Raw genomic sequence first — 14,735 nt, forward strand, 5'->3', positions numbered from 1 at the left:
TCCCTCACCCCATCTTCCCCGGATTGAAGATTCCCGCCGGATCGAATTTCTCCTTCACCCGCTGCGACAGCATCACCACAGCTTCGGGCTCGGGATGAAAGGCAGCAGTTGTCGCCCTCGCCTCACCCGATGCACGAATCAGCGTCGCGTGGCCGCCGCCGAGCGCCTTGATGTAGCGACGGACCAGTTCCGCTTCGGGGCCGGCCTCCATGCGCATCCAGACGAGGCCGCCCTGCCAGTCGTAGAAGGCGTCGACGCCGGCCTCAAGGCGGAGGGCTGCGACCAGCTGATGGCCGGTGCCGGGGGCGACCGAGACGCGCCAGATCGGCCGCACGCTGCCGTCGGCATAGGGCAGCACGTCGCGGATGTCCTGCCAGAGCTTCTGGCTTTCCGGCTGTTCCAGCCGCGTGACCCTGGCGAAGGCCGACATGGCCGCCGCAAGCTTTTCGATGCGCACGTCGACCGAGCTCGGCAGGCCTTCGATGCGCAGAACGGTCGCCTCGCCCTCGGGCAATTTGCCGGCGAGGAATTTCCACGTCACCGTCAGCGGCAGGTGGGCGGCAGCCGAGACTTCGACCGGCAGGGCCATCGCCGACGCCATGGCGTTTGCCGCCTCGGCGTCGTTGAGACCTGATAGCACCACCGTCCGCTCCGTCTTCGGGCGCGGCGGCACACGGAAGGTGACTTCGGTGAGGAAACCCAACGTGCCATGCGAGCCGGCGACCAGCTTGACGAGATCGAGGCCAGTGACATTCTTCATCACCCGGCCGCCGGCCTTGATGATCTCGCCCTTGCCGTTGACAAAGCGCACGCCGAGCAGACTGTCGCGGGCGGCACCTGCGATCAGCCGGCGCGGGCCGGAGACATTGGCGGCGAAGACGCCGCCGATGGTCGGCTCGCCGGATGTGCCCATCACAGGGCGATGATCCATCGGCTCGAAGGCGAGCATCTGGCCGTTCTCCGAAAGTGCCGCCTCGACTTCGGCCAGCGGCGTGCCCGATCGGACGGTCATGACCATTTCGCCGGGATTATAAGCGACGATGCCGGTGAACCCGGTCGAGCGCAGCCGGTCCTCGGCGGTAACGATATTGCCGAAGCCCGAGCGGGTCTCGCCGCCGCAGATCGCCAGCGGCCGGCCTGCCTCCGCATGGGCGCGGACGATCACTGCTGCCTCTTCCTCGCTTGTCGGCATCAGATCGATCATGCGGCAGGGCGCCCTTCGAGCGGGAAGACCTTCGACGGGTTGAGGAGCCAGCCGGGATCGAAGGCGGCACGCGCCGCCATCTGCTGGGCGAGATCCACCTCGGAATATTGGTGCCGCATCAGATCGCGCTTCTCGATGCCGACACCATGTTCGCCGGTGAGGCAGCCGCCGGCATCGACGCAGAGCCTCAGAATATCGTTGCCGGCCGCCTCGGCACGGGCAGCATCCTCGGGATCGTTGGCGTTGAAGAGGATCAGCGGATGCATATTGCCGTCGCCGGCATGGAAGACGTTGGCGACGCGCAAGCCGTAGTGATCGACGATCTCGGCGGTCCGCTTCAGCACGTGGGAGAGCTGGCTGAGCGGCACGGTGCCATCCATGCAGATATAGTCGGCTATGCGGCCGGTGGCGCCGAAGGCGGATTTGCGACCCTTCCAGATCAATGCCGCCTCGGTCGCCGACTGGCATTCGCGCACGGTCTTCACAGCGTGCCGGCGGGCGATCTCGACGATGTCCTTCAGCGCGGCGTCCATCTCCGCTTCCGACCCCTCGACCTCGACGATCAGCAGCGCGCCGACATCGAGCGGGTATCCGGCATGGGCAAAGGCCTCGCAGATCTCGATCGCCGGCTTGTCCATGAATTCGATCGCAACTGGGATGATGCCGGCGGCAATGACATCGGCAACGCAGGCGCCCGCCTCCTCCGAACTCTCGAAGCCGAAGAGCACCGGGCGCGCGCCTTCCGGCTTGGCGATCAACCGCACCGTCGCCTCGGTGACGATGCCAAGCTGGCCTTCATGGCCGCAGACGAGACCGAGCAGATCGTAGCCTGCAGCATCCAGCGCCTTGCCGCCAAGCTCGATCACCGTGCCGTCGACCAGCACTATCCTGACGCCGAGCAGATTATTGGTGGTGACGCCGTATTTCAGGCAGTGGGCGCCGCCGGAATTCATGCCGATATTGCCGCCGATCGTGCAGGCAAGCTGCGAGCTCGGGTCAGGCGCATAGAAAAAGCCGTCCGCGGAGACGGATTCGGAAATATTGAGATTGGTGACGCCGGCCTGGACCACGGCGACCCGGTTCGGCAGATCGATTTCGAGAATGCTGTTCATCTTCGACAGGCCGAGCACGACGGCATCCTCCTGCGGAATGGCGCCGCCGGAGAGCGAAGTGCCGGCACCGCGCGGCACGACGGGAATGCCGTAGCGGTTGCAATATCGCATGACGGCGGAAACCTCGGCCGTAGTGCGCGGCAGGGCGACGGCGAGCGGCAGGCGGCGGTAGGACACGAAGGCGTCGGTCTCGAACGGCACCAGCTCGCGCGCCTCATGCACCAGGCATTCCGGAGGCAGAAGATCGGTCAGATCGGTAACGATCTGGGCTCGGCGCGCCAGCACGTCAGCGCGCGGCTCGAGAAACGAAATGGCGTCGGACATGGCGTTCTCCCTGGCCCTGACGAGGGGATGACAGCGGGAAGATGACAGCGGAAACCGGCCGCGAACCTCCCTGCCGCCGATAAACCGGCTTAGAGCGGTTCAGCTTTTCATGGAAGCGCAGAACCGCTCTAACTTTTTGTTTTGACGCAATTCCGGACGGAAAACCGCTTCGCACTTTTCCTGGAATTGCTCTAGCACTTTCCCGAAAGTGGCGCAAATGCTAAGCACTTATGCCAAAAGAGGAAAAAGTCGCAAAACCTTATGACCAATCTGGGTGATCTCGAAATCTTTGCCAAGGTCGTTTCAACGGGAAGCATGTCGCTCGCCGGGCGGGCGCTCGGCTTTTCGCCGGCCGTCGTCTCCAAACGGATCAAGCGGTTGGAGGACCGGCTCGGCACCCGGCTTCTGCAGCGGACGACGCGACAGATCTCGCTGACGGAGGCCGGACAGGGTTTCTACGATCGCGTTCTCGGCATTCTCGCCGGGCTCGAAGAGGCGGAATTCTATATTTCCGGCCGCTCGGCGCAGATGCACGGCACGCTGAAGATCTCGGCCCCGACCTCCTTCGGGCGCATGCATATAGCACCGCATCTGAAGGATTTCATGGAGGCGCATCCAGAGCTTGCGATCAACCTGGTGCTGACCGACGAATTCAGCGACATCGTCGGCGGCGGTTTCGATCTGGCGATCCGCATCGCCGAACTCACCGATTCGAGCCTCGTTGCCCGAAGGCTGGCGCCGGTGCGCCGGCTGCTCTGCGCTTCGCCGGACTATCTTGCAGCGCATGGCGAACCGAAGCACATCGACGAGCTGAAACACCATCGCTGCCTGCCGGCCCATAATAACGACACCTGGCGGCTGAAGGGGCCGGATGGGGCGCTGAGTCTCAGGCCGGAAGGTTTGCTCATCACCAATTCCAGCGAGGTGATCCGCGAGGCGGTGATCGCCGGTCTCGGGATCGCGCTGCGCTCCACCTGGGATATCGGCGAAGAGCTCAAAGCCGGCCGCCTAGTGCAGGTGCTGCCGGCCTATGAGAGCTCGCACAATGTCGCGCTGTCGGCCGTCTATCCCAGCCGGCAGTTCCTGCCGGCCAAGGTGCGGCTGTTCATCGACTATCTGGCGGAACTTTATGGCCCCGTCCCCTACTGGGAGCGTTGACGCCGCTTCAGCGCGCCAGATCGAGATAGGCGTTCGCCACCATCGCATCGATATCGGAGGGCACAGGCACGATGCAGGATTGGGGACCGGCTTCGCCTCTGGCGATGCGCTCCAGGCAGCGGGCCTGAAGGGTGAAGCCGAGATCCATCGATTCGACGGTATTGCCGAGCGGCCGCGGGCCGGCGAGATTGGCCATGTGGCCGCCGCCAAGTACATGGAAAGAGCGGCCGTCACGGAGATGGAAGGTCTCGATGTGATCGGCCTCATAGCGGTCGATGCCGACGATATCGGGATGGCGGCGGAAAGCCTCGACATCGATCTCATGCGGGAAATGACCGCCATTCATCAGGATCGCGCCATCCTTGACGAGCGGCAGGTCGGCCGCCGTGACGATACCGGCAAAACCCGTGACGGTGATGATGATATCTGCCGAGCGGATCGCCGCATCGCGCAGCGGCGTGACGAAGCCGTCGAGATGGGCTTCGAGTGTCGTCACCGGATCGGTATCGACGACGCTGACGGTGGAAAAGGCATTGCGGAAACAGGCGGCCGTGCCCTTGCCGCAAGCGCCGTAGCCAAAGACCGTCACGCGTTTGCCGTTGGTGGAGCGGTTGGTGAAGCGCAGGTAGCTTTCGAACAGGCTCTGGCCGACGGCATGCCTGTTTTCGGCGAACTGCTTGATCGGGCTGTCGTTGATGACGAGGATCGGCATGTTCAGGCGCTCGCGCAGCGGCAGCAGCCGGGTGCGGCCGGAGGTGGTTTCCTCGGTGCCGCCGCGGAGATTGGCGTAGGTTTTTTCCGCCGCGATGGCGAAAAGATCGCCGCCATTGTCGAGCAGCAAATCGGGCTGTTCGGCGATCACTGCTTCGAGGCTCTGATGATGCGCGGCGGGATCGGTCGTCTGCGAGGCAAAAACCGTGATGCCTTGGGAACGCAGGAATTCGACCGTCGAAGGCTGGGTGCTGTTGAGATTGCCGGTGCAGACGAGACGGGCGCCGCCGGCGCGAAGCGTCATCAGCAGCGCTACCGTCTTCGGCTCCAGATGAATGCCGGTGCCGATCGACAGGGCCTCGAAAGGACGCGTCCGCTCGAATTCGGCGGCCGTCGCCTTAAGCAGCCGGCAGCTGTTGCCGATCCAGTCGATGCGGGTTGCGCTCTTTTCCATCATCTCTTTCCTATTTGCGTGTTGGTGCTATTTTTAGCCGAGCAACAGGGCGGCGAATATGGAAGTAATTCTGGCGAAGGGGCAGAAAATCTGCCCTTTCAGGCCGGTGTCCCGCAACGAAGCAGCCAGCCGGATAAGGCGGCAAAGGCCGTCCGTTTCGCATCCGGCGTGCGGCAGCAGAGGCTATAGCCCGATGGCCGGGAGATGAAACCGTAGGGCGCGACCAGATGCCCGCGGTGGAGATCGTCTTCGATCGAAGCGCGTGGCGCAAGCGCGATGCCAAGCCCGGAGCGGGCAGCAGCCAGCGCCAGCAGCAGATCCTCGAATTCTTGGGCGCGGGAAAAGACGACCGGCGGCGTGCCGCTTTCGGCAAACCATTCGTCCCAGAGCTTCGGAACGCTGCGGCTGACAAGCATCGTCAGCGCACCCATTGCCGCCGGGCCGCTCGATAGTGTCGCGGCAAGCGAAGGCGTCGCGACCGGGCCGAATTCGTCCTCCATGAACCGCAGGGCGGTGATGCCCGCGGCCGGCCGGTATTCGCCGCCCATGATCACAGCGTCCAATTCGGGATGCATCTGCAGCGGTTCGACCACGGTCATCGGCACGATGTCGACGGTATGACCGAGGCTCGCCTGCATGTCCCCGACGCGCGGCATCAGCCACCAGACCGCGAAGGCGGAGGGCACGCCAAGGCGGATGCGGCCTGGCACCACACCTTCGAGTTCCGAAGCGGCGCGCTGTAGAATGTCGAAAGCCGCACTCGCGGCGGCTGCAAAAACGCTGGCCTGCAAGGTCGGGACCAGCCTGCGGCCGTCACGCGTAAAGAGCTTGCGACCGAAGTGATTCTCCAGCGTGTCGATCTGCTGGCGCACGGCGCCGCGCACCACATTCAGCTCTTCGGCAGCCTTCAGAATGCTGCCGTGACGGCAGACGGCCTCGAAGGCGCGGATGGCATTGAGCGGTGGAAGACGCATGGAGACGACATTCACAAAATCATAGTGGATCACTAGATCTCGCCATTGAACGAAAGGCAAGATCACGCCATATTGTACAGCTGTGCAATGTGACGCATTCGAGACAGGATGTGGCGGATTTTCCGAACCTGTCCCACCTCGATTTCCCTATGAACGGCGATCAAATCGCGTTTCGATCTTCACGCCTATTTTGGATTGAGTAAGCTTTCCGTGATATACGTATATGAGTGATTCCTAACGACGACTGCGAAGGTGACCCGACAATTGACTCTTCTCGCCCGACTGGCTTCCGATGTGCAACTGATGTTCCGGCGTCCGCCGCGACAGCAATATGGTGCGCTCTGCTATCGGGTAAAGAAGAAGAGCGGCGAGGTCGAGGTACTGTTGATGACCAGCCGCGATACCGGCCGCTGGGTCATTCCCAAGGGCTGGCCGATGACGCGCAAATGCGCCCATGAGGTCGCGATGCAGGAAGCCTTCGAGGAAGCCGGCGTCCGCGGCGTCGTCGAAACGGAGACGCTCGGCGCCTACACTTATTCGAAGGTGCTGCGCGACGGCGTGCAGGTGATCTGCAAGGTGCAGGTCTATGCACTCGAAGTCACCGACATGGCGAAAAACTTCAAGGAAAAGGGCGAGCGCCGCATCGAATGGGTCTCGTTCGACGAGGCGGCCGGGCGCGTGCGCGAACCGGAACTCCGCCACCTTTTCCTCGCCTTCAAACAAAGGATGGCCGACAGGCTTTCGGCCAAGGCTGCAAAACAAATTCCAGAAGTGAAACAAATTCCGGCAGAATGAATCCTGCCATCTTGCGCTGCTAGGAAAGCAGCGTAGAAGCAGATTCATCCTCAGGAAAAAGAATGCCGCCACGTCCCGCAGTCCTCACGAAACGCACGCTCGACAAGGACCTCGACAAGATCACCCATGCCGAGGACGCGGCGAAGCATGTTTTGCGGCGGCTGGTGACGCCTGGTCTCGGGCTGATCTTCGTCGGTCTGGCCATGCTCTTTGCCGGCGTCTACGTATTCGACCGGCCGGGAGCGATGCTCGTCATCGCGGCGGCGGCCCTTGCCGGCTACATGGCGATGAACATCGGCGCCAATGACGTGACCAACAATGTCGGCGCCGCCGTGGGCGCGCGCGCCATGACGATGGGCCAGGCACTCATCATCGCCGCGATTTTCGAAGTTCTTGGCGCCACGATCGGCGGCGGCGAGGTCGTCAAGACGATTTCCGCAAACATTGTCGACGCCGTCCAGGTACCGCCGGCGCTGCTCGGCTGGATCATGATGGCGGCCCTGATGGCGGCGGCCCTCTGGATCAACCTCGCAACCTGGATGAACGCGCCGGTGTCCACCACCCATGCGATCGTCGGGGCGGTGATCGGCGCCGGCATCTCAGCCGTCGGGCCGGAGCCGGTGAACTGGCGGGTGATGCTGGAGATCACCTCGAGCTGGATCACCTCGCCGCTGATCGGCGGGCTGATCGCGGCCGGGCTGCTTTATCTCGTCAAGACCCTGATCATCTATCGCGACGACAAAATCGCGGCCGCACAGCGCTGGGTGCCGGTGCTGGTCGCGGTGATGGCCGGCGGCTTCATGGCCTATATGGTGCTGCAGCTGTCGCCCACGGGCAGGTTTCAGTCTTTCACCATCATCCTCATCGGGATCGGCATCGGGCTGGTGAGCTGGCTTGCCGCCCGGCCGCTCATTCTCGCCCAAGCGCGGGATCTCGAAAACCGCAACAGCTCGCTGCGGGTGCTGTTTAAGCTGCCGCTGATCGGCTCCGCAGCGCTGCTGTCCTTCGCGCATGGCGCCAACGACGTTTCGAACGCGGTCGGGCCGCTTTCGGCGATCGTCCATTCGGTCGGCATCGGCGGAGACGGTGGCGTCGGGCATCCGCCGCTCTGGGTGATGCTGATCGGCGCCTTCGGCATCTCCGTCGGCCTGCTGCTCTTCGGGCCGCGCCTCATCCGGCTCGTCGGCGAGGAGATCACCAAGCTCAATCCGATGCGGGCCTATTGCGTCGCGCTGTCGACCGCCTTCACCGTCATCGTCGCCTCCTGGCTCGGCCTGCCGGTCAGCACCACGCATATCGCCGTCGGCGCCGTTTTCGGCGTCGGCTTCTTCCGCGAATGGTACACGCGCCATTCGAAGGCCCGCATCGCCTATATCAGACGCAAGGCCGAAAGCTGGGACATTGACGAGCCGGAAGAGCCGAATATCCACGAGACCCGGCGGCGCTATCTCGTGCGCCGTTCGCATTTCATGACGATCATCGCCGCCTGGATCGTCACCGTGCCGGTTTCGGCAGCGCTTGCGGCAATGATTTATTGGGTTATGTTCGCGCTCTTCGTCTGAGATCCCGAGTTTTTTTAAATGCGCGCCAATTTCCGTATGCAACGGCTTTTCGTCGACGCGCCGCTTTCCAGCGGCGCCGTCGTAGAGGCGAATGCCGATCAGTTCAACTATCTCGGCAATGTCCTGAGGATGGAGGACGGTGCGGAGATCCTGCTCTTCAACGGCCGCGACGGCGAGTGGAAGGCGACCCTTACCTTCCCCACGCGCAAACGCATCCTTTTGACGGCAACCGAAGAGACGCGGCCGCAGCCGCTGCCTTGCGACCTGCACTACCTCTTTGCGCCGCTCAAGGTCGGCCGCTTGGACTATCTCGTGCAGAAGGCGGTCGAAATGGGAGCCGGCCTGCTGCAGCCGGTCATGACCCAGCACGTCCAGGGCAAGATCACCAATCTCGACAAGCTGCGCGCCAATGTCGTCGAGGCGGCGGAGCAATGCGGCATCCTCGGCATTCCCGATGTGGCCGAGCCGGTGAGGCTTCTCGACCTGCTCGACCGCTGGCCGAGCGAGCGCCGCATCATCTATTGCGACGAGGGCGATGCCGGGCAAAACCCGCTGCCGGTGCTCTCGGCGATCAGGGAAAGACATCTCGCTTTGCTCGTCGGGCCGGAAGGCGGCTTTTCGGAAGAGGAACGCGCGCGGCTTCGAAGCCTCGATTTCGTCACCGCCATTCCGCTCGGACCGCGCATCCTGCGGGCCGATACGGCAGCCGTTGCGGCATTGGCAGTGGTCCAGGCCGCGATCGGCGACTGGAACTAAGATCGAAAACGGGTTGACATGGAAATCACTGTTATTTTTTTGATGCGTCATTGAAAGAATTTCACTTGCAACATGGGTGGCTTGGGTCCAAATCACCCTTCCAATTGCCCGGCCCCCTGGGCGCCTTTTTGAATACAGGTATCCCGCATGGCCCGCGACACTACCGACCAGACACCGCTCTCTTCGGTCCAGGATCTGACCGATTATATCGCGGCGGGCAACAAGCCGCGGGAGCGCTTCCGGATCGGCACCGAACACGAGAAATTCGCCTTCTTTCGCGCCGACAACAGCCCGGTTCCCTATTTCGGCGATGCCAGCATTTCGGCCCTCTTGACCGGCCTGCAGAAAAAAAGCGGCTGGGAGCCGATCACCGACGGCGGCAACATCATCGGGCTTGCCGAGCAGAACGGCATGGGCGCGATCTCGATCGAGCCTGGCGGCCAGTTCGAACTTTCCGGCGCACCGCTGGAGACGATCCATGAGACCTGTCGGGAATCGAACCAGCATCTGGCGACGCTGCGCGAAATCGCCGAACCGATGGGCATCCGCTTCCTCGGCATCGGCGGCAGTCCGAAATGGACCTATGCGGAAACCCCGCAGATGCCGAAATCACGCTACGAGATCATGACCCGCTATATGCCGAAGGTCGGCACCCAGGGTCTCGACATGATGTACCGCACCTGCACGATCCAGGTGAATCTCGATTTCTCCTCGGAAGCCGACATGCGCAAGAAAATGCGCGTCTCGATGAAGCTGCAATCGCTGGCGACCGCTCTATTTGCATCCTCGCCCTTCACCGAAGGCAAGCCGAACGGGCTGCTCTCCTGGCGCGGCGATATTTGGCGCGATGTCGACAACCGGCGCGCCGGCCTGCTCGATTTCACCTTCCGCGACGATTTCGGCTTCCGTGACTATGCCGAATGGGCGCTCGACGCGCCGATGTATTTCATCGTCCGCGACGGCCGCTATCACGACTGCACCCATGTCACCTTCCGCCAGTTCATGAACGGCGCATTGAAGGGCGAGGTCGCCGATCCGGCGCCGACGATGGGTGACTGGACAAACCATCTTTCGACACTTTTCCCCGACGTGCGGCTAAAGCGTTTCCTCGAAATGCGCGGCGCCGACGGCGGCCCATGGCGCCGCATCTGTGCCTTGCCGGCCTTCTGGGTCGGCCTGCTTTACGACGATGCGGCACTCGACGCCGCCGACGAGTTGACGAAGGATTGGAGCTTTGCCGAGATTGGTGCGCTGCGCAACGCCGTTCCCGCCGAAGGGTTGAAGGCGCAATTCCGCGGACATCCGCTCTTCGACATGGCGCGCGAGGTGATCGGCATATCAAGGGCCGGCCTCAAGGCGCGGGGCAGGCTCAACCGCGAAGGCCAGGACGAGAGCATCTTCCTGGCGCCTCTCGAAGAGGTGCTCGCCAAGAAGGCGACACTCGCCGAGGATCTGCTGTCGCTCTATCACGGCCGCTGGCGGGGCTCCGTGGAACCGGTGTTCGAGGACTATCAGTACTGAACTGAGCCCTGAATAATTCCCTAAATCGGAACCGATTCAAGGAATATGCAGTGGCAAGCTGTGGTCACGGCGCCTTCGCGCGCTTCCTGGCTTCGCGCAATCTGGCCGTGCGACGAGCGGGCCTCAGTTCCTCGATCGTCGGCAGCCACCACTCGGCGTCTTGAACTGGTGGCATCTTCGCAGGCCAGGTGCGGACGAGTTCTTCCAATGTGGGGACCCGCCAATATCCCCAGACATGATCCTCGGTCACGCCGGCATAGAAGTCCGTAACGACGTTCGGGTCGACCAGTTCGCCGGTGATCTCGGTAAAGACGACGATTCCGTAGGCGGTGACCACAGGGCGGCCTATCGGCGGCAAGTCGTCGCTCTGAAGCGGGTAGCGATGACGCTTCCGTTCCGCAGAGCGGAGCTTGCTGCGTATATCCTGTTCGGTCCCCTTCCGCTCCTCGGCTCGACGCCGTCTCTCCTCTGGCTCGTTTCTGCGCGCCGCCGCCTCGATCTCCTGCCACCGGCGTCTGAGTTCCTCATAGGACCGGAAGGGAACGTGCCATATCTTGAGATCGCCGTCCCATCGCGAGAATGGCACTTCGCGCAATTCGTCGACGACGGTCTTCGAATACGGCGTGCGAATTCGAAAGCCTGCCTTGCCGAGTTCAAGGTAAGAACTGTCGATGGGATCGAAGGCGAAGGCGTCGCGGCCCTTCGCATCCGCATGGGCGTCGGCTTCAGCCTCCATCTCGGCAAGCCATCGCCCGATGCGGCGGGACGCCGTCCGCCCGGGAACGAACCAGGCCTTGCGGGCATCACTCCAGCGGGCACGGGGGAAACGTCTTCGGAATTGCTCGACAGTCATCCTGTCATAGGAGAAGGAAATGTCGGCGCCCGGCTTCACACCGTCTTCACTCGGCGGCGCCTCGTTGTGATCAGCGGGGGATTTCGTTTCGGCCATGGAAGGAGAACGCCGGCGCGCAGGGATCGGTTTCCGGCGAGGATATCATGCCGCGAAGAAATCGGCTCAGCTCCGGAAATTTGCCTGCACATGCTTAAATGCCCGCTCGACGGCGGGGCGTGGTTCAGCGACGGCGGGGTCCTGCTCGGCTTCGACGACCAGCCATCCGCGATAGCCGCTGTCCCTGACGAAACGGGCAAGCCGCTTGAAATCGATGATGCCGTCGCCGGGGACGGTGAACATGCCCCCGCGCACGCCGGCATTGAAGCTCATGTCACCCGCACGCACCTCGTCGATAACAGGACCTCGAATGTCTTTCAGATGAATGTGCACGATGCGATCGCCGAACCGATCGATCAGCCTGGCATAGTCGAAGCCGCCGGCGACGGCATGGCCGGTATCGAGAAGCAGTCCCGCCTCCGAGCCTGTCTTGTCAAAGATTGCCGATATCTCGTCGAACGTTTCGGCGACCATCATCAGGTGATGGTGGTAGGCAAGCGTCAGACCATATTCCGTCGCCAGGCGTCCGGCGAAATCGGTCAGGCGCCCGGCATATCCCGCCACTTCGGCCGCCGGCATGCGCAACCGCTGCGACATCGGTGCATCCAGCGGCGATCCAGGCGTCATCATCGCGACTTCGCCATAGACCATCACCTTGCAATCCATCGCTCGCAGCAGCGCGGCGTGCCCGGCAACGGCCTTCATCTCGTCGTCGACACTGCGCTCGGCCAACTCGCCGGAATGCCATCCGGATGCGAGAGCAAGCCGATGGCTGTCCAGCAGCGAGCGGAGCGCTCCTGCCTCGCGCGGGAATTTCCGCCCGAGCTCGATCCCCTCATAGCCGCTCTCGGCAGCGTCCCGGAGGCAGGTTTCTAGCGATATGTCGGCGCCGAGGTCTTCCAGAACGTCGTTGGCCCATGACAGCGGACTGACCGCCAGACGCACGCCAACGGGCAAGGCAGTGATATGTCCAGTCATCGATATTTCCTCCGAGATATGTCTTGAGAGTGCCGCTAGGTGGCCGCGAAAAGGAGCGCCCCATGTGGAAATGGCCTATGTGGATGTTCGCACGACCAGCTTGCCGGGAAGGGTTACGGTTTCCGGCTCCAGCCGGCCCTTGATCATGCCGATGACCGCCTGCACCATCTCGATCCTCGGCTGCTCATAGGTCGTCAGGCCGTAGCAGGAGGCGCCGCCGAGTTCGTAATTGTCGAAGCCGACGACGGCGATGTCATCAGGTATCCGCAGTCCGAAATTGCCGCGGATCTCGTCCATCGCTCCGAGGGCGAGGATATCATTTTCGCACATGAGGACGTCGACCCTTGCGGCCGGGTCGATGTCGTTCAGATAGTGACGGACGGATCCTGCCCCAGCTTCGGCGCTGTATCTGTCGGCGGACAGAATGGCGATCTCGTCCACCCCCTTCCCCTTCCAGAAATTGATGAAATGCTGCCGGCGCCGCAGCGCCGTCGATAGCGCCGGCGCACCGGTCATGAAACCGGGACGCCGGTATCCCCTTTCATAGAGGTGGTCGACAATGTCGCGCAGCGCCAGTTCGGCGTCGCAGACGACGGCCGGCACGCCGTCGATCTGGCTGTCACGAGCCAGGACGAACATCGGCGGCATGCCCCTGCCCAATTGCCGGTCGCTCAGCGTTTCGTTGCGAAAGGCGGTGCCGAAGAGGATGACGGCGTCGACCTGACGCTGATCGGCGTTCAGCAGCGCATGGACGTGATCGAAGTGATTGTTGATATTGATCAGCACCGCGACCAGGCCTTCCGCCTGCAAACGTTCGGTCAGGGTTTCCAGGAACGGCAGCTTCTGGGGATTGGCGAAGTCGTCGACGAAGACCGCGACCTGATGCGTCAGATTGGTCGCGAGACTACGGGCGAGCAGGTTGGGCGTGTAGTTGAGCACGGCCGCCGCCTCGAGAACCCTACGCTTGCTTTCCTCGGTGATCGAGGCGCCCGGCGTAAATGCCCGGATGACCGTCCACTTCGAGACGCCTGCCGCATCCGCGACCTCTTTGGCCGTCGCTCTTTTTCGCAATGATGCCTCCCCGCAAAAAAATGAAACAAACATTCCATTTTATGATTCAGATGAAATGAATGCTTGATTTTAGCGCATCCGTGAATAAGATGCACCCGTTTGCACCCGGTAGCAAGCACGTTTGCACCCGGTAGCATTCGTTTTTGCCATCCTGAGGAGTGGATGGCCTAGAGGAGGAAGACATGACATCTATTTTGAAGAAACTCGCATTCGGCGCCCTCGCCCTTGGCGTTGCGACCACGGCGGCTGTCGGAGCCAAGGCCCAGGAGCCGACGATCATCGCCGTCACCCACGGCCAGGCGTCCGATCCGTTCTGGTCGATCGTCAAGAACGGCATGATGCAGGCGGCCAAGGACAGCAACGTCAAGGTCGACTATCGCGCTCCCGAAACCTTCGACATGGTGGCGATGGCGCAGCTGATAGAAGCCGCCGTCAACCAGAGCCCTGCCGGCATCGTCATCTCGAACCCCGATCCCGATGCGCTCGGTTCGGCGATCGAAAAGGCCGTTGCCGCCGGCATCCCGGTCATCTCGATGAACTCCGGCATTTCCGCTGCCGAAAAACTCGGCATCAAGCTGCATGTCGGCCAGGACGAACTGCCGGCAGGCGTCAAGGTCGGCGCCAAGCTCAAATCTCTCGGCCTGAAGCACGTCCTCTGCGTCAACCAGGAAGTTGGCAACGCGGCGCTCGATCAGCGTTGCGCCGGCACCGAGAAGGGCTTTGAAGGCGGCACGGTCACCGTTTTGCCGACCACGGCCGATCCGGCCGAAATTGAAGCGAAGATCCAGGCGGCTCTGACCTCCGATCCGTCCATCGATGTCGTTCTCGGCCTGTCGGCTCCGCTCGTCGGCGAGCGTGCGGTCGCCGTCGTCGAGAAGATGGGCGCTGGCGACAAGGTCAAGGTCGCATCCTACGATCTGTCCGCCGGCTTCCTGCAGGCTGTCGCCGACGGCAAGGCGTTGTTCGCGGTGGACCAGCAGCCATACCTCCAGGGCTATCTCCCCGTGACCTTCCTGGCGCTCAACGCTCGATATGGCACGATCCCGGCAGGCAACGTCGCCTCCGGCCCGAGCTTCGTCGAGAAGGATGCGGCCGCATCGGTCATCGAGAAATCCTCCCAGGGCATCCGCTGAGGCGGAGCCGCGGCAGCTTCCGCCTGGGCGGAG

The 14,735-nt window shown here is 62.7% G+C and carries 13 protein-coding genes; 6 read left to right on the forward strand and 7 right to left on the reverse strand.

What is annotated here, in order from left to right; translation table 11 throughout:
• Positions 1-4: 4 nt before the first annotated feature.
• Both glcE and HX899_RS27025 read right to left on the reverse strand, forming a co-directional pair.
• Positions 5-1,204 carry a glycolate oxidase subunit GlcE gene (gene glcE / locus HX899_RS27020; protein ID WP_181293818.1) on the reverse strand — a complete coding sequence of 400 codons (1,200 nt, stop codon included), beginning with the start codon at positions 1,202-1,204 and terminating at the stop codon, positions 5-7.
• The gene (locus tag HX899_RS27025) at positions 1,201-2,640 is read right to left on the reverse strand and encodes an FAD-linked oxidase C-terminal domain-containing protein (RefSeq protein ID WP_181293819.1); all 1,440 of its coding nucleotides are present in this window, start codon (positions 2,638-2,640) and stop codon (positions 1,201-1,203) included. The genes glcE and HX899_RS27025 overlap by 4 nt, the downstream gene beginning before the upstream one ends.
• Before the next feature lie 261 nt (positions 2,641-2,901).
• On the opposite strand from HX899_RS27025, the gene HX899_RS27030 reads away from it, so the two are divergent.
• Positions 2,902-3,798 (forward strand): LysR family transcriptional regulator, encoded by an 897-nt coding sequence (locus HX899_RS27030; RefSeq protein ID WP_017990392.1) that lies wholly within the window; start codon positions 2,902-2,904, stop codon positions 3,796-3,798.
• Between the two features lie 7 nt (positions 3,799-3,805).
• Here HX899_RS27030 and HX899_RS27035 read toward each other — a convergent pair whose 3' ends face one another.
• Together HX899_RS27035 and HX899_RS27040 are read right to left on the reverse strand one after the other, a co-directional pair.
• On the reverse strand, positions 3,806-4,963 hold the full coding sequence (locus HX899_RS27035) for an adenosylhomocysteinase (RefSeq protein ID WP_181293820.1): 1,158 nt from the start codon (positions 4,961-4,963) through the stop codon (positions 3,806-3,808).
• 98 nt (positions 4,964-5,061) lie between these two features.
• Positions 5,062-5,970 carry a LysR substrate-binding domain-containing protein gene (locus tag HX899_RS27040; protein ID WP_138328931.1) on the reverse strand — a complete coding sequence of 303 codons (909 nt, stop codon included), beginning with the start codon at positions 5,968-5,970 and terminating at the stop codon, positions 5,062-5,064.
• Positions 5,971-6,201: 231 nt separating this feature from the next.
• Between HX899_RS27040 and HX899_RS27045 the strand changes: the two genes are divergently transcribed.
• The 4 genes from HX899_RS27045 (at position 6,202) to HX899_RS27060 (ending at position 10,571) form a co-directional block, all read left to right on the forward strand.
• Positions 6,202-6,732, forward strand: coding sequence for an NUDIX hydrolase (locus HX899_RS27045; protein ID WP_062943475.1), 531 nt, complete (start codon positions 6,202-6,204; stop codon positions 6,730-6,732).
• Between the two features lie 62 nt (positions 6,733-6,794).
• Positions 6,795-8,294, forward strand: a complete 1,500-nt coding sequence (locus HX899_RS27050; protein ID WP_138328933.1) for an inorganic phosphate transporter — start codon at positions 6,795-6,797, stop codon at positions 8,292-8,294.
• Positions 8,295-8,312: 18 nt separating this feature from the next.
• Complete coding sequence (locus HX899_RS27055) at positions 8,313-9,050, forward strand: 16S rRNA (uracil(1498)-N(3))-methyltransferase (RefSeq protein ID WP_138328934.1); 738 nt, start codon at positions 8,313-8,315, stop codon at positions 9,048-9,050.
• A gap of 147 nt (positions 9,051-9,197) precedes the next feature.
• Positions 9,198-10,571 (forward strand): glutamate--cysteine ligase, encoded by a 1,374-nt coding sequence (locus tag HX899_RS27060; RefSeq protein ID WP_138328935.1) that lies wholly within the window; start codon positions 9,198-9,200, stop codon positions 10,569-10,571.
• A 64-nt stretch (positions 10,572-10,635) separates the two neighbouring features.
• Here HX899_RS27060 and HX899_RS27065 read toward each other — a convergent pair whose 3' ends face one another.
• The 3 genes from HX899_RS27065 to HX899_RS27075 form a co-directional block, all read right to left on the reverse strand.
• Positions 10,636-11,520 (reverse strand): hypothetical protein, encoded by an 885-nt coding sequence (locus tag HX899_RS27065; RefSeq protein WP_138328936.1) that lies wholly within the window; start codon positions 11,518-11,520, stop codon positions 10,636-10,638.
• A 66-nt stretch (positions 11,521-11,586) separates the two neighbouring features.
• The gene (gene iolE / locus HX899_RS27070) at positions 11,587-12,498 is read right to left on the reverse strand and encodes a myo-inosose-2 dehydratase (RefSeq protein ID WP_181293821.1); all 912 of its coding nucleotides are present in this window, start codon (positions 12,496-12,498) and stop codon (positions 11,587-11,589) included.
• Between the two features lie 75 nt (positions 12,499-12,573).
• The gene (locus HX899_RS27075) at positions 12,574-13,569 is read right to left on the reverse strand and encodes a LacI family DNA-binding transcriptional regulator (RefSeq protein WP_181293822.1); all 996 of its coding nucleotides are present in this window, start codon (positions 13,567-13,569) and stop codon (positions 12,574-12,576) included.
• Positions 13,570-13,751: 182 nt separating this feature from the next.
• Here HX899_RS27075 and HX899_RS27080 point away from each other — a divergent pair, with 182 nt between their 5' ends.
• On the forward strand, positions 13,752-14,702 hold the full coding sequence (locus HX899_RS27080) for a sugar ABC transporter substrate-binding protein (protein ID WP_138328939.1): 951 nt from the start codon (positions 13,752-13,754) through the stop codon (positions 14,700-14,702).
• The last annotated feature ends 33 nt before the right edge of the window (positions 14,703-14,735 follow it).

Origin of the sequence: Rhizobium sp. WYCCWR 11146 (genome assembly GCF_013591995.1) — a bacterium.
GTDB lineage: Bacteria > Pseudomonadota > Alphaproteobacteria > Rhizobiales > Rhizobiaceae > Rhizobium > Rhizobium indicum.

Bases quoted from the DNA above. Each gene is read 5' to 3' on its own strand.
- iolE (WP_181293821.1), bottom strand. From the start codon at position 12,498: ATGACTGGACATATCACTGCCTTGCCCGTTGGCGTGCGTCTGGCGGTC.
- HX899_RS27055 (WP_138328934.1), top strand. From the start codon at position 8,313: ATGCGCGCCAATTTCCGTATGCAACGGCTTTTCGTCGACGCGCCGCTT.
- HX899_RS27065 (WP_138328936.1), bottom strand. From the start codon at position 11,520: ATGGCCGAAACGAAATCCCCCGCTGATCACAACGAGGCGCCGCCGAGT.
- HX899_RS27030 (WP_017990392.1), top strand. From the start codon at position 2,902: ATGACCAATCTGGGTGATCTCGAAATCTTTGCCAAGGTCGTTTCAACG.
- HX899_RS27025 (WP_181293819.1), bottom strand. From the start codon at position 2,640: ATGTCCGACGCCATTTCGTTTCTCGAGCCGCGCGCTGACGTGCTGGCG.
- HX899_RS27050 (WP_138328933.1), top strand. From the start codon at position 6,795: ATGCCGCCACGTCCCGCAGTCCTCACGAAACGCACGCTCGACAAGGAC.
- glcE (WP_181293818.1), bottom strand. From the start codon at position 1,204: ATGATCGATCTGATGCCGACAAGCGAGGAAGAGGCAGCAGTGATCGTC.
- HX899_RS27035 (WP_181293820.1), bottom strand. From the start codon at position 4,963: ATGGAAAAGAGCGCAACCCGCATCGACTGGATCGGCAACAGCTGCCGG.
- HX899_RS27080 (WP_138328939.1), top strand. From the start codon at position 13,752: ATGACATCTATTTTGAAGAAACTCGCATTCGGCGCCCTCGCCCTTGGC.
- HX899_RS27060 (WP_138328935.1), top strand. From the start codon at position 9,198: ATGGCCCGCGACACTACCGACCAGACACCGCTCTCTTCGGTCCAGGAT.